A 15,030-nucleotide genomic window follows, 5' to 3' on the forward strand; every position below is an offset into this window, starting at 1 on the left:
CTGTTGAAAATTGATTACTTTTGTGCAAATTATCATTTTTATGCAAGTTGACCTTTCGAAATTAGATCCAAAGAAAAATATCATCATAAAAGGCGCACAAGTACACAACCTAAAAAATGTAGATGTCGCCATTCCCCGAAATAAATTAGTGGTTATAACAGGACTTTCGGGTTCTGGAAAATCAAGCTTGGCTTTTGATACTTTGTATGCCGAAGGACAGCGCCGATATGTAGAAAGTTTATCTTCGTATGCAAGACAATTTCTTGGACGATTAGACAAACCAAAAGTGGAATATATCAAGGGAATTGCTCCAGCAATTGCTATTGAACAAAAGGTAAATACCACAAATGCCCGTTCTACGGTAGGAACGTCAACAGAAATATACGATTACATAAAATTACTTTTTGCCAGAATAGGACGAACTTATTCTCCTATTTCTGGTCGTGAAGTCAAAAAAAATACCGTGACAGATGTTGTTTCTGATGTAAAAACATTTGAATTGGACAGCAAATGGCTATTACTGGCACCCATCCAATTGGAAGAAGGACGAAAACTGGAAGACAAACTAAAAGTCCTTTTACAACAAGGATTTGCCCGAATATTAGTCAATAATGAAATGGTTCGTCTGGATGATTTACCGGATTCACTAGAGAAAAAAGAAATCTTTCTAATCGTTGACCGAATTGTGGTTAATCACGAAACTTCAGGAGAAGAAGAATTCTACAATCGATTGGCTGATGCGGTGCAAACTGCTTTCTTTGAAGGAAAAGGAATTTGCCATTTACAGGAATTAAACTCGGATAAAAAGTATTCTTATTCCAATAATTTTGAATTAGATGGAATCACATTCCTGGAACCAAACGTTCATTTGTTTAGTTTCAACAATCCGTATGGAGCGTGTCCCGTTTGTGAAGGTTATGGAAATATCATAGGCATTGATGCCGAATTAGTGGTGCCAAATACCACTTTATCTATTTTTGAAAATGCAATTTTCCCTTGGAGAGGAGAAAGCATGAGTTGGTTTAGAGACGAATTAGTAAATAACGCTTACAAATTTGATTTTCCAATACACAAACCATACTACCAATTATCCGAAGATCAAAAAGAGCTAATCTGGAATGGAAATAGCTATTTTCAGGGACTGAATGACTTTTTCAAAGAACTAGAGGCAAAAAATTATAAAATACAAAACAGAGTAATGCTTTCGCGCTATAGAGGCAAAACTAAATGCTATTCCTGTAAAGGTAAACGTTTGAGAATTGAGGCTTCTTATGTGAAAATTAACGAAAAAACAGTTTCTGATTTAGTTGATTTACCTATAAAACATTTAGTTACTTTTTTCAAAAACGTTGATTTGGATGTGTATGAAAAACAAATTGCCAAACGATTAATGGTAGAAATCAATAATCGCTTGGCCTTTCTAACCGAAGTAGGATTGGATTATCTGACATTAAACAGGAATTCAGCAACACTTTCTGGAGGAGAATCGCAACGCATCAACTTAGCAACTTCACTTGGAAGTAGTTTAGTGGGTTCTATGTATATTCTGGATGAGCCAAGTATTGGTTTACACCCAAAAGATACAGAGCGCTTGATAAAAGTACTGCTTTCCTTACGCGATTTAGGAAACACAGTTATTGTAGTAGAACACGATGAAGATATCATGAAAGCCGCTGATATGATTATAGATATTGGTCCAGAAGCGGGAACTTTAGGAGGTCATTTAGTAGCTCAGGGAACGTATGACGAGATATTAAAATCAACTTCATTGACGGCAAAATATTTAAACGGAGATTTAGAAATTACAGTTCCTAAAAAACGAAGATTATTTAAGAATTTCATTGATATAAAAGGAGCTCGAGAAAACAATCTTCAAAATATTGATGTTACTTTTCCTCTAGATGTTTTAACAGTCATTACCGGAGTTTCTGGAAGCGGAAAAAGTACTTTGGTAAAGAAAATTCTTTTTCCGGCCATGCAGAAAAAACTGGATAATGCAGGTGAAAAAGCAGGACAATTTACTGAAATGAGTGGTTCATTCGCTCAAATTAAACACATTGAATACGTAGATCAAAACCCAATAGGAAGAAGTTCCCGTTCTAATCCCGTAACTTATATCAAAGCGTATGATGATATTCGGGAATTGTATGCTAAGGAAAAGCTATCAAAAATAAGAGGGTATCAGGCCAAACATTTCTCTTTTAATGTAGATGGTGGACGATGTGAAACCTGCAAAGGAGAAGGTTCTATAAATGTAGAAATGGTTTTCATGGCTGATGTACAATTGCCTTGCGAAACCTGCAATGGAAAACGATTCAAGAAAGAAGTACTGGAAGTCCTGTTTGACGGTAAAAATATTCACGACATTCTATCGCTGACCATCGATGATGCAATAGCGTTTTTTACAGCAAATAAACAGACTAAAATCACTCAAAAATTACAGCCATTGCAAGATGTGGGATTGGGTTATGTGCAATTAGGACAATCATCTTCTACCCTTTCTGGTGGAGAAGCGCAACGTATAAAACTGGCTTCATTCTTAGTAAAAGGAATTACAAAAGACAAAGCTTTATTTGTTTTTGATGAACCTACAACCGGATTGCATTTTCATGACATCAAGAAACTACTGGCTTCTTTTGATGCCCTGATAGACAAAGGACATTCAATTATTGTTATTGAACACAACCTTGATTTGATAAAATGCGCAGATTGGATTATTGATTTAGGTCCTGAAGGCGGAGAAAATGGCGGCAAGTTATTAGCGGTAGGAACTCCGGAACAAGTTGCTAAAATAAAAGGATCTGTTACTGGGCACTATTTGAAAGATAAATTTTAACTAAATTATCCCATGTAGCATTTTTCTTCAAAAGTATTTCCATCTTCATCAATTGCCACGACAATTTTTCTAGCTTTTGATGAAACTCGCGTGATATAGATCCAAGCGAAAGACCATAAACCTAATGTTGCACAACAGATAAAGAAATTTAAAAAATGATTTACTTTTTGTTTTTTTTTCATTAAAACAGCGAAAGGTAATTTATCATTTCGTTCTACTACTATAAATCCATGGTTTGTTTTATTTTCTAGAACGGATGAAAACTTACTTAGATTTTCATCGGTTATGCTGGTATTGCTCTTCATATTTTTTTGTGTAATGTAACTGCATTCTTTAACTAGTAGTGTTAAAAACGCTTTACACAAAAATAATAGCAATTTAAGAGCTGCACAATACCCACTTTTAGTGATATTTCACTTTTATTTTTCTTATAAAACGTACAAATACCTGTAAAAACTTAATAATAAGGAGTTTAAAAACAAAAAACTACCTCAAAATTATTTTATTTTTTGTAGAACAACATCTAAAGCTTCATTAATTTCTATGGAAATAACGAATTTATAATTAATGTATACATACAAAATCGTAATCAAAATAGATTTTAAAATAATATTAAAAATGGGCTCAAAAGGAAATTCCCAGAAATAAAACAGTAAAAAAAGTAACAGTGTTATTCCCAGAGAATACAAAGTTTGTTTAGTGAACGGATACAGATGCAAACGCTTTACCACAAAAAGTAACTTGGCAATACTATACAAAGTTATTGATACTAAGGTAGCAAAAGCAGACCCCATAATCCCGTACAAAGGAATAAATATCGCATTCAATGCAATGGCTACAGCTACGAGAAAAACACCAAGAAACAATACGGCTCGGTAGTATTTTGTATTAAAAATAATAGCATTGTTGTTACCTAATATCAAATCAAAATATTTAGACAACCCAATCATAAAAACTACTAAAATTCCACCACTGTACTCTTTTGGAACTATTTCGTACAATTGATTGATGTTAACAAAAATTCCCAACATTACAAAACCACCAACTACTTGTAAATTAATAGATGTTTTTTTGTACAAATCATTCAACGCATCATATTTATTTTCGTGCATTAGCTTTGCTGTAATTGGATAGACAATCTGATGCATTGCACGACTTGGAACTGATATAACTAAAGCAATAAATGTTGCGATAGAATAATAAGCAATATTTTCGATGACCATATATTGGTTAAGCATAATTTTATCTCCATCCAATAATAAATTAGCTACACTTCCTGATAAAATAATGTAAAAAGTGTACTCGAGTAAACCTTTCACGTTAGCAGGAATAGCAAATTGAAAACTTGGTCTTTTAATGTAAAAAGCATATCCCATTGTTATAATTAATGCCAAAAAATAAATTCCTGCCGTGATATAAACAAAATCAACAACTGTTAGCCATTTGTAATAGACGCCTATTAACGCCAACAAAGAAAACAGTCTGAGTCCTACTTCTTTGACAAAATTCCCAAAAACGGAGTGCATGTGAACTCTAGCCCAAGCGTAAAAAATTTCGAAATAAGCCATGCACAATCCAATAAATGGAATCAGCCATATAAAATCCTTAACCACGGGATTCTTCTTTGATACAAAAAACAAAATATCATCAAAAAAGATAAATCCAATCAGAATTAAAGGAATTGATAAAAGCAAAGGAAATAAAACGGTAAAGGATAAAAACCGGGATCGCTCTTCATCGGTTTGATATTGCGAATAAAATTTTACTAAAGTATTTTGCATTCCAATTGCAAATAAAGGCATGATCACATTAGAAACAGAAAGGATATAATTAGTCAATGCGTAATAAGTAGCCCCTAAAAATATAGGATACAAATACAAGGTATTTATTGCGCCAATGCCAAAACCCAAATAGGTAATTATCGTATTCTTTAAAGATTGATTTAATACTATTCCCATTATTTTTTCATTGCGAGATACGAAGTAATCTCACTTTTAATTTAGATTTTGTTAAGCAACTCAACCAATTCTCTGGTTAGGTTTTTTCTGGAATAATTTTGTAAACCCACTCCATTTGATTGTAATTTACCCGCCAAAAACTGATTATAAAAATCCAAAATTACACTTTTTAGTTTCATTTTCTCCGAATAATTTAAAAATACGCCCGTGTTGGTAGTCGTAATTATCTCGGCAAAATCTGAACCTATAGGACCAATCCCAATAATTGGACGGTTTGAAACCATGTATTCAAATAATTTTCCAGGAATAATGCTTTTTGTCTCTTCAGAATTGATTTCGATAAGCAGTAAAACCTGAGATTTTCGCTGGTGTGCAATCGCTTCTGCATGTGAAACATAACCCAAGTTATTCAAATATGGATTTAATCGGAATTGAGAAATGGTCTCTAAAACTTCCTGACTGACTGCTCCAATAAGTTTTATTTCTAAATGCGATTTGAAATCTGGAATCTCGTCAATAAGTTCAACCAAACTTTCCCATAAAATAAGAGGATTTCGCTCCGAAAGAAAGGAACCAATGTGCGCCAAAGAGAATTTAGAATCTAGAGTTTGTTTTTCAACTTCTTCCGTATCATAACCATTGGTGATAACCGCAATGGGTTTATTGGTAATCACCTGAAATTCGGTTTTGGTGGTTTTGCTTGTTACGATAATCGTATCGGCTGTATTCAAAACCTGATGTTCCAATGCTTTGTGTTTTTTGGCAGCAAAACTAGACAGCCGCAAGGATTTGTGATAGCCAATAGTGGTCCACGGATCACGGAAATCAGCAAACCATTTTAGATTTAATTTCTGCTTTAATTCCAACCCTATTAAATGCAAACTGTGCGGTGGTCCCGAAGTAACAATCGTATCAATATTATTGTCAACAATATATTTCTCCAAATAAGCAACTGATGGTTTTACCCAAAAAACACGTGCATCCGGAATAAAAAGATTCCCGCGAATCCAAAGAAAAGTTTTATCCAGAAAAGATTGCTTTTTCTGATTTGGAATAATCCCTGAACTGATTTTTTGGGTCTTATTTTTCGAAAGAAAAGAAGCCAATTGATACGGTTCAAAAATTTTATGTTTCAATATAATTGCTTTATCCGAAACTTGTTTAACCAAATTTTCATCAATGATAGGATACGTTGGATTCTCCGGAATATATACGATAGGCTGAATGCCAAAATCTGGCAAATACTTGACAAACTTTAGCCAGCGCTGTACGCCTGGTCCTCCGGCAGGTGGCCAATAATAGGTAATTATTAAAATTTTCTTTGATTTCAAAGTTAGGATTTTATAGTAATTGATTTTAAATCCATAAAAAACAAATTACTGTTTTTATACAATCCTCTTGAAATAAAAAATAAAGCCGGTAAAGAGGGAATTATTATATAATATTTAAATTTGTCAGGTATAAATAAGTAAATACCAAACAATACTCCAAAAATAAAACCTAATAAAAAAAGTAACAACAACATTTGCTGAAACGATTTTAAACCAAATAATTTTTTCATAATTTTAATAAATATTTTTGTTATTCAGTTTCTCCAACTCTTCAATATCTAGTTGATCCTTTAGTCTATTAGCTGCTTTTTTGGAAATAATCAAACTATCATAATCAATAAAAAACACTGCAATCCCATCTATGTCTATGATATTTGCTTTTTCTAAAAGTACGGCAAAAGGCTGATTTTCTAAACCTTTAACAGAAGTCATAATATCCAATCTAAAATTAATATTTAGAGTAAAATCTGTCAAATCAGGAATAAATTGCATTGTATTAATACTTTCAAAATCACCTAAACCTATTTGTTTGATGGCATTTCTCAAATTTCTACGATTAGCAATAGAATCTTCAATGAAAATATCAATATCTCCTGTGTTTCTTCCGTAGCCGTAAATATTTACTGCAAATCCACCGATGGTTAAATAGTTTACATTGTTTTCTGACAAGTACTTCCAAACATCTATTATTTGTTTATGCATATTCATTTCAAATTATTTTGATTTTGAATATTTTTTTGCAGACTTTAATAAACAAGATATTTCGATTATTGCAATCAGTTTTTCAAAACGTTGTTGATAGGTCAATTGTCTTGTTTCCTCAAGATATCTTACTTCCATAATTGTTGGAGGCGCATGATTTAATTTGACTTTACCCATTTCATTTAAAATTTAGAAAGTATTCGAAATTTATTATATCAAATTTACAAATAAAAATCAGACAGTTAACTCCTTATTCTTTCTTTCAAAATAAATCCCACCAATCAAAAGCAACAACATTCCTATAGAACTAATCAACGTAATCGTGCTTCCAGTTTTTACGACTTGCGGTTCAAACTTGAATTCGATTTTATGTTTACCTGCAGGAAGGACTAGTGCTCGCAATACATAATCAACAGGAAAATGAACTGTTTTTACCCCGTCAATGTAGGCATTCCATCCCTTTTCATAATAAATTTCAGAAAAAACAGCTAAAGCAAATTTACTGTTATTAGAAGTATATTGAAGGTAATTGGGTTTGTAAACGTCTAACTGAATGGTTCCGTTCATATCCCATCTTCTTTTCAGTCCAACACTTTTAAACTTAGATCCATGCTCATGCCTGTTAAATATAGCAACTTCCTTAGTATCAAGTTCTCCTAAAGATTTCATCTCATCATCCGGAGTATTCACCACTTTCACACTGCGCACAAACCAAGCATTTCCATTAGCATTTGGATTCGAAGTTGGAAATTCATTTCCTTCTTTATCCGTTTGAATAACATATTTGACATTTAACATATTTAAGATCTCCATATTGTTATTGGCAATTTGGTAATCAAATAATTGTTGCATTCTGCGGGGTTTCACGGCACTATACCCTCCAATTGATTTATGAAAATAAGAGGCTCTTGCACTAGATAAGTTTCCACTTACTTCAAAAACTCTGTAATTAGTTGTGTCTTTCAAAATTTCAATATCTGAGGTTGTTTCCTGAAATGGGATTTCTACTTCTCTTCCGCTTACAAAATCTTTTCCTGAAACATAATTTTTATCCACAAAAAACAAATCAAACACCATCAACAAACCTACTAGTATAATGGCAGTTTTCTGAGCAAATCTATCTTTAACAAACAACCATAAAACGCCCGCTGTTACGACTATCAAGAAACCTGATCTCAATAAATCAGCGCTAAACAAACTCATTCGGTCCTGAATTAAGGCCTCTACAAAGTCAGGCCCGTAACTTTCTTGATAATACGCATCATTACCTCCAGAAAAATGGAACATACTTTTGCTAAAAAACAAGATTACTATGATTCCCAGCGCTAAAATACCAGATTCTAGAACAGCTTTCTTTTGTAGTTTTTTGTCCAATATAAAAAAGGACTGCAATCCCATAATCGCTAGAACAGGAAGACACAATTCAAGAATAACTTGTATGGATGAAACTGCTCTGAATTTGTTATACATCGGAATATAATCAATAAAAAAATCCGTTAGTGTAGGAAAATTTTTTCCCCATGACAGTATCAAAGCAACTACAGCTCCGGAAAGAAACACATATTTTATGCGGCGTTTATCAATAAATAGAGCCAAAACTGCTAAAAAGAAAACGACAATGCCAATATAAGCAGGAGCAGCAACTATAGGCTGATCTCCCCAATATGTTGGCATTCCTGAAACAAAATCAGTAGCCTGATCTTCTGGTACTCCTTTGCCTACCATTAATTCATACATAGCACTGTCTTTTCCAACGGCTTCATTATTAGAACCTCCAAAAAGACGGGGCGCAATGAGATTAAAGCTTTCCATAATTCCATAGCTGTACTCCGTTATGTAATCATACGTCAACGCACTAGTAGTCTCTTTTGTCGAACCATCAGGATTAAAGGTCAACTCACTTTTTCCTCGAGTACTAAAATCTGCATATTCTGCAGTTGCTAATAAATTTGTTGCATTGGCACCAATTGCAAATATTCCGGCAACAATAAGTATCCCAAAAGAATACCCAAGAGATTTATAATCTTTTTCTTTAATTTTTACCCATAAAAAATACGAGGAAAGGATCAGTAAGAAAATCAATAAATAATAAGTCATTTGGAAATGATTGGCATTGATTTCTAATGCTGTCGCAAAAAGTGTAATCAATCCTCCCACAATATATTTTTTTTGATACACCAAAATAAATCCGGCAACAACCATCGGCATGTATGCAATGGCGTGTGCTTTGGCATTATGCCCTACACCCAATATAATAATCAAATAAGTTGATAATCCAAAGGCTAATGCTCCAAAGAATGCTTTCAAAGGATCAACTTTTAAAACAAGCATTAGTCCATAAAACCCGAGAAAGTATAGAAATAAATAATCTGCTGGTCGAGGTAAAAAACGCAATACATCATCAATAACCCCAATATAATCATGCGGATATTTTGCTCCTAATTGATAAGTTGGCATACCTCCAAAAGCTGAATTTGTCCAATACGGTTCTACATGATCCGTGGCTCTAAAGTCATTTTGCTCTTTAGCCATACCAGTATATTGAACAATATCGGATTGGAAGATTTGTTTTCCCTGCAACACAGGATAAAAATAAAGTAAAGAAATAACTATGAAACCAAGAATGGCAAGTGCGTGAGGATAGAACTTATTTATTATTTTCAATTTAAAAAAGTTTGGATTAAAAGATAAAATAACGCTAAAAACGACAAATCTAATCTATTTCTTCGTAATCCACATAATCTCCTACTTTTTTGGTTTCACGAGGATTTTTAGTGTTTGCTTTGCTATATTGTACTTCATCCTTAGATTGTGTTTTTTGCCACGTATCGTCTTGTGCAGATTGTTGTTGTTTCTGCATATTTTCTCCTGCTTTCTGCACTACTTTTTTTACTAATAATGGTAGAAATAATTTTGCCAAAAATCTAAAAATATAATAAAAAGCGATCATATAAAAAATTGCTTTTATAAAACCAGAAAATGAAGCTATTTGCATAAATATTTAATTTTTTTCAAAATTAATAAATCAGCCGTTCATAATTAAGTTATCTCTCTTAAATAAATAATAAAATATAGTACATTTGATATGCATTGTTACTTTATAACTATAAAAAATTATTATGTCCACAATCAAAATCGCATTCGCCCTCGCCTTTTTACTATTCCCAAGTCTACATTATGGACAACATACCGACCAAATTAACTCAAACAGACCTGGTGAAACCATGTCCGCTTTTGCAGTTGGAAAATCCGTAATCCAAATAGAAACTGGCGTTTACGGAATCAAACAAAACCATCGTTTATTGAATTATGATGTAAACGGATTTGGTATTGATGCCACTTTGCGATGGGGTTTATTTATGGAAAAATTAGAACTGATAGCCGACATACAGTACCAAAACGAACAATACACTTCATTATTCAACAAAATTAATAGAGCTGACTTCAAGCAAACTGTTTTGGGAGCCAAGTATTTAGTGTATGATCCTTTCAAAAATTATGAGAAAAAAGTAAATATTTACAGCTGGAAAGCCAATCGCAGTTTTGACTGGCACCAGCTGATTCCTGCGGTTTCTGTATTTGCAGGAGCTAATTTTACAATGGCAGACAATCCGTATTCTTTTTCTCCGGATTCTAATATATCACCAAAAATAATGTTGATCACGCAAAATCATTTAGGTGATGGCAGGTGGGTTTTTGTAACAAATATAATAGCTGATTATGTAACGACCGATTTTCCAAGTTATGGCTACGTGTTGACTTTGACTAGAGGATTTAATGACAAATGGTCGGGATTCATTGAAAATCAAGGGTTTAAAAGTGATTTTTACAGTGATGCGATTGTTCGTGGTGGTGCGGCTTATTTGTTAAATAAAGATCTCCAAATTGATGCCTCGATTAGCACAAGCCTAAAACACACACCCTCTGCACTTTATGGAGGAATAGGAATTTCCTGGCGTTATGATGCAAACTATCAAGAGGTGCGAATAAACATTGACAGCGGGGACAGTGAAAAAGAAGCTTTAAAAAAGAGATAAGCAATAAGAATAAAACAATGTTGCATTTTTTTTACCATATAAGTCATGTAAGTTTAAGTTTCGATTGTGTTAGCCTTATGTAACTTAAACAATAATAAGGTCATTTAAGGTTTAATTCTTATATGACTTATATGTTAAATATTATTTCACTCCTTTTTTAGTATGATATTAAATAGGGCCAACTACTTAAGTCATGTAAGTTTAAGTTTCGATTGTGTTAGCCTTCTGTAACTTAAACAATAATAAGGTCATTTAAGGTTTTATTCTTATATGACTTATATGTTAAATATTATTTCACTCCTTTTTTAGTACGACATTAAATAGGTCCAACTACTTAAAACATAAAATATTTTAAGAAACAGCACAAAAAAATCCCAAAACTATCGTTTTGGGATTTTTAGTATTTGCCTTTTTATTAGCTAAAAAAGTACTGAAAGCTATTTTACTTCCATTAATTCTACATCAAAAATCAGCGTAGCATCTGGCGGAATTGCTCCTCCAGCTCCACGAGATCCGTATCCTAAATGAGATGGAATCACGAAACGTACTTTGTCACCTACGCGCAACAAGGCAATTCCTTCATCCCAACCTTCAATTACCTGACCTTGACCCAATTTAAATTCAATTGGTTTTTTTCTTGGATAAGATGAATCAAAAACTTTCCCATTCTCTAATGAACCTTCATAGTGAACGGCAACTGTTTTTCCGCTTTCTGCTTTTTTACCTTCTCCTCTTTGAATGAATTGGTAACGCAACCCGCTTTCTGTTTTTTCAAAACCTGCTGCCAATTTTTCCATCGCCGCTTCAGCATCTGCTTTCAAAGCAGCATCTCTTTTGTTACGGGAACCTTTAAAAGTTATGAAAGCTTCAATTGCATTCCAATTTTTAGCCTCATCACCTACTCTAACAATCTCTAAAGTATCTAGAATATCACCTTGAGCAATAGTATCTACAACGTCTTGACCTTCGACTACATGACCAAAAACAGTGTGTTTGTTATCCAACCACTCCGTAGGAATGTGCGTGATATAAAATTGAGAGCCATTAGTTCCCGGTCCTGAATTAGCCATAGCCAAAACACCTGGACGATCATGTTTCAAACTTGGATGAAACTCATCATCAAATTTGTACCCTGGATCCCCTGTCCCTGTTCCTTGTGGACAACCACCTTGAATCATAAAATCAGGAATTACTCTGTGAAATTTTAATCCATTATAGAATTTAACCCCCTGTGGTTTTACTTTATTTTCTAAATTACCTTCCGCTAATCCAACAAAATTTCCAACTGTACCAGGAGTCAAATCGTGTGTTAGTTTTACTAAAATAGAACCTTTTATGGTATTAAATTTAGCATATATTCCGTTTTCCATTGCTTTTTAATTTTTTATTGAAATGCAAATTTACAAAATTAATTTATTTGAACCTATTCACTAAAACGTTACATTTGATAAATCATATTGAAATTTCTTCCATTTTTTGACTGTAAAAATCTTGCTGGAAGTCATTTAACACTAATATTTGAAGCATTGCTCATACAATTGGACTTCAAATCATCCTTTTATTGCGTTACTACTAAAAACCTACTTATCTATGAAATCAATTTATCACCTATTATTTTTTTTTAGCTTGATCATCAATGCGCAACAGCGGCCGGAACCATTATCCTATTTTTTGCCGCAAAATGAAACTTACAACACAAGTATCCCAACTCCTAAAAGTATTTTTAATTTTGAATTGGGAGAAATGCACTCGGATCACAATCAAGTAATTCGTTTTATGGAAGCCATTGCAAAAACTTCTGACCGGGTACATCTAGAAACAACGGGATATACTTATGAAAATCGTCCTTTACAATTACTTACGATTTCAAGCCCTGAAAACTTAGCAAAACTAGATGAAATTAATAAAAAACACCTTGCTTTAACAGATTCAAACACCAAATCAGCAGACGTATCCGACTTGCCAATTGTGATTTATTTAGGCTATTCCATTCATGGAAATGAGTCCAGCGGAACCGGAGCCGCAATTGCATTGGCCTATTATCTTGCAGCTTCAGAAAGTCCTGAATTAAAAAAAATGCTTGATACTACGATCATTTTATTGGATCCTAGTCTAAATCCAGATGGATTACATCGTTTTTCTACTTGGGTAAACAGCCATAAAAGTAAAAATCTAGTAACCGATCCCAATGACCGTGAATTTAACGAAGCTTGGCCAGGGGGACGATTTAATCATTATTGGTTTGATATGAACAGAGATTGGCTTCCTGTTCAACTTCCGGAAAGTCAGGCACGCATTAGAACTTTTAGAAAATGGATGCCTAATGTATTGTGTGATTTTCATGAAATGGGAACTAATTCGACCTACTTTTTTCAGCCGGGAGTGCAAAGCCGCACCAACCCGCTCACTCCAGAATTAAATCAAAAACTTACTAAAAAAATTGCAGGCTATCATGCAAAAGCATTGGATAAAATTGGCAGTTTTTATTATGTCGAAGAGGGTTTTGATGACTTTTATTACGGCAAAGGCTCTACCTATCCAGACATCAATGGCGGTATCGGTATTTTATTTGAACAAGCGAGTTCAAGAGGACATGCTCAACAAAGTGTCAACGGAATAATCACGTTTCCCTTTACCATCAAAAATCAATTTACAACCAGCTTGTCATCATTACAGGCTTCGTATGAAATGCGAAAAGAGTTGCTAGAATACCAGCGCGATTTTTTCACTAATTCCAGTGCCGAAAGTAAAAAAGATAAAGTAAAAGGCTATGTTTTTGGGGACGAAAAAGATGCCACTAAAGTTAAAGAACTAGCTAAAATTCTTAGTCAGCATAAAATTGAAATGGTACAATTAAAAGAAGATGTCACAATCAACAAAAAGAAATTTAGTAAAGATTTGAGTGTTATAATACCTTTGGAACAAAAAAACTCAAAGCTGATACATGCTATTTTTGATAGACAAACTAAGTTTAAAGACAGCATCTTTTATGACATTTCAGCATGGAATTTTGATTTGGCTTTCAATTTAAATTTTGAAGCGATGAATTCCCTTTCACAGGCTGGAGCGCGGTACGAAAATGTATTGAAACCCGGATTGGTAAATCAAAAAAGTGAGGTGGGATACCTGATCGAATGGACTGACTACAATGCTCCCAAACTTTTATACCAATTGCAGTCCAAAGGACTGCGCATAAAAACTACTAAAAAACCATTTGTTCACAACGGAAAAACTTTTTCCTATGGGAGTTTGTTAGTACCCGTGCAAAATCAGACGATGAGTTCCGATGAAATTTATACCCTCCTGAGCCAAATCATACCAGAGTACGCTATTGCTGTTACCGCAGTGGAAACCGGTTTTACTGATGGTGCCAATTTAGGAAATCCCAATCTAGTAAATCTTACCATACCAAAAGTAGCTATGATTGTGGGACGCGGTGTTGATCCATCAGACGCTGGAGAATTATGGCATTTATTTGATCAAAAAACGGCTATTCCGTTGACTAAAATAGACATGGAACAACTACAACGAGTAAATCTAAGCGGTTATACGACTTTGATCATGGTCAATGGAAATTACAGTGGCCTTTCAGCAGCCACTGCGACTAAAATAGAACAATGGACGCTAGGCGGAGGGACATTAATTGCGTATCAAGACGCTATTAAATGGCTCAATGACAACAAATTAATTGAGGTAACTTTTAAAGCTAACAAAAATGAAGCTCAAGAGATTTCATTTGAGCAAACCGCTGACTTCAGGGGCGCACAAGAAATTGGCGGAGCTATATTTGAAACTAAATTAGACTTGTCACATCCCATTAATTATGGAATGCCTCGAAGTACAATGCCCATTTTCAGAAATTCCTCAATATTTATTGAACCCAATAAAAACAGCTTTAGCAATCCAATACAATACACAAAAAACCCTTTGCTAAGCGGTTACATTTCGAAATCAAAACTGGAATTATTAAAAGAAACTGTGCCGTTTCAAGCTTTTAGAAAAGGAGACGGAGCTATTTTAGTTTTTACAGACAACACCAATTTTAGAGCCTTCTGGCTGGGAACAGAAAAATTGTTTTGGAATGCTGTTTTCTTTGGCAAACTAATGTAACACAACTATTCTTTTTTATTTAAAAAGCATTTAAAATATCCTAAAAGAAAAGCGCA

At 33.7% G+C, this 15,030-nt stretch carries 11 protein-coding genes; 3 read left to right on the plus strand and 8 right to left on the minus strand.

The window, feature by feature from the left end:
- The first annotated feature begins 40 nt into the window (after nucleotides 1-40).
- The gene (gene uvrA, locus ACEN2F_RS07325) at nucleotides 41-2,836 is read left to right on the plus strand and encodes an excinuclease ABC subunit UvrA (RefSeq protein ID WP_441737479.1); all 2,796 of its coding nucleotides are present in this window, start codon (nucleotides 41-43) and stop codon (nucleotides 2,834-2,836) included.
- 5 nt (nucleotides 2,837-2,841) lie between these two features.
- Here uvrA and ACEN2F_RS07330 read toward each other — a convergent pair whose 3' ends face one another.
- From ACEN2F_RS07330 to ACEN2F_RS07360, 7 genes are all read right to left on the minus strand, one after another.
- Nucleotides 2,842-3,141: a hypothetical protein gene (locus tag ACEN2F_RS07330; RefSeq protein ID WP_441737481.1), complete on the minus strand. Its 300-nt coding sequence runs from the start codon at nucleotides 3,139-3,141 to the stop codon at nucleotides 2,842-2,844.
- 192 nt (nucleotides 3,142-3,333) lie between these two features.
- The gene (locus ACEN2F_RS07335; RefSeq protein WP_441737483.1) at nucleotides 3,334-4,794 is read right to left on the minus strand and encodes a lipopolysaccharide biosynthesis protein; all 1,461 of its coding nucleotides are present in this window, start codon (nucleotides 4,792-4,794) and stop codon (nucleotides 3,334-3,336) included.
- 41 nt (nucleotides 4,795-4,835) lie between these two features.
- A complete protein-coding gene (locus tag ACEN2F_RS07340) occupies nucleotides 4,836-6,125 on the minus strand; it encodes a glycosyltransferase family 4 protein (protein ID WP_441737485.1) in 1,290 nt (429 codons plus the stop codon).
- Between the two features lie 234 nt (nucleotides 6,126-6,359).
- Nucleotides 6,360-6,833, minus strand: a complete 474-nt coding sequence (locus tag ACEN2F_RS07345) for a nucleotidyltransferase (RefSeq protein ID WP_441737487.1) — start codon at nucleotides 6,831-6,833, stop codon at nucleotides 6,360-6,362.
- Nucleotides 6,834-6,839: 6 nt separating this feature from the next.
- Nucleotides 6,840-7,004: a hypothetical protein gene (locus ACEN2F_RS07350; RefSeq protein WP_441737488.1), complete on the minus strand. Its 165-nt coding sequence runs from the start codon at nucleotides 7,002-7,004 to the stop codon at nucleotides 6,840-6,842.
- 57 nt (nucleotides 7,005-7,061) lie between these two features.
- The gene (locus ACEN2F_RS07355) at nucleotides 7,062-9,491 is read right to left on the minus strand and encodes a YfhO family protein (protein ID WP_441737490.1); all 2,430 of its coding nucleotides are present in this window, start codon (nucleotides 9,489-9,491) and stop codon (nucleotides 7,062-7,064) included.
- A gap of 49 nt (nucleotides 9,492-9,540) precedes the next feature.
- Nucleotides 9,541-9,822 (minus strand): DUF4834 family protein, encoded by a 282-nt coding sequence (locus ACEN2F_RS07360; protein WP_441737492.1) that lies wholly within the window; start codon nucleotides 9,820-9,822, stop codon nucleotides 9,541-9,543.
- 124 nt (nucleotides 9,823-9,946) lie between these two features.
- Here ACEN2F_RS07360 and ACEN2F_RS07365 point away from each other — a divergent pair, with 124 nt between their 5' ends.
- Complete coding sequence (locus tag ACEN2F_RS07365) at nucleotides 9,947-10,864, plus strand: transporter (protein WP_441737494.1); 918 nt, start codon at nucleotides 9,947-9,949, stop codon at nucleotides 10,862-10,864.
- Between the two features lie 437 nt (nucleotides 10,865-11,301).
- Here the strand turns inward: ACEN2F_RS07365 and ACEN2F_RS07370 are convergent, their stop codons facing one another.
- The gene (locus ACEN2F_RS07370; RefSeq protein ID WP_441737496.1) at nucleotides 11,302-12,234 is read right to left on the minus strand and encodes a peptidylprolyl isomerase; all 933 of its coding nucleotides are present in this window, start codon (nucleotides 12,232-12,234) and stop codon (nucleotides 11,302-11,304) included.
- Between the two features lie 220 nt (nucleotides 12,235-12,454).
- Here ACEN2F_RS07370 and ACEN2F_RS07375 point away from each other — a divergent pair, with 220 nt between their 5' ends.
- The gene (locus ACEN2F_RS07375; RefSeq protein ID WP_441737497.1) at nucleotides 12,455-14,974 is read left to right on the plus strand and encodes a M14 family zinc carboxypeptidase; all 2,520 of its coding nucleotides are present in this window, start codon (nucleotides 12,455-12,457) and stop codon (nucleotides 14,972-14,974) included.
- Nucleotides 14,975-15,030 lie beyond the last annotated feature (56 nt).

This window comes from Flavobacterium sp. W20_MBD1_R3, from assembly GCF_052119725.1.
Lineage (GTDB): Bacteria > Bacteroidota > Bacteroidia > Flavobacteriales > Flavobacteriaceae > Flavobacterium.

Coding starts and splice junctions, on each gene's coding strand:
- ACEN2F_RS07350 (WP_441737488.1), bottom strand. CDS start 7,004: ATGGGTAAAGTCAAATTAAATCATGCGCCTCCAACAATTATGGAAGTA.
- uvrA (WP_441737479.1), top strand. CDS start 41: ATGCAAGTTGACCTTTCGAAATTAGATCCAAAGAAAAATATCATCATA.
- ACEN2F_RS07330 (WP_441737481.1), bottom strand. CDS start 3,141: ATGAAGAGCAATACCAGCATAACCGATGAAAATCTAAGTAAGTTTTCA.
- ACEN2F_RS07365 (WP_441737494.1), top strand. CDS start 9,947: ATGTCCACAATCAAAATCGCATTCGCCCTCGCCTTTTTACTATTCCCA.
- ACEN2F_RS07335 (WP_441737483.1), bottom strand. CDS start 4,794: ATGGGAATAGTATTAAATCAATCTTTAAAGAATACGATAATTACCTAT.
- ACEN2F_RS07375 (WP_441737497.1), top strand. CDS start 12,455: ATGAAATCAATTTATCACCTATTATTTTTTTTTAGCTTGATCATCAAT.
- ACEN2F_RS07345 (WP_441737487.1), bottom strand. CDS start 6,833: ATGAATATGCATAAACAAATAATAGATGTTTGGAAGTACTTGTCAGAA.
- ACEN2F_RS07370 (WP_441737496.1), bottom strand. CDS start 12,234: ATGGAAAACGGAATATATGCTAAATTTAATACCATAAAAGGTTCTATT.
- ACEN2F_RS07360 (WP_441737492.1), bottom strand. CDS start 9,822: ATGCAAATAGCTTCATTTTCTGGTTTTATAAAAGCAATTTTTTATATG.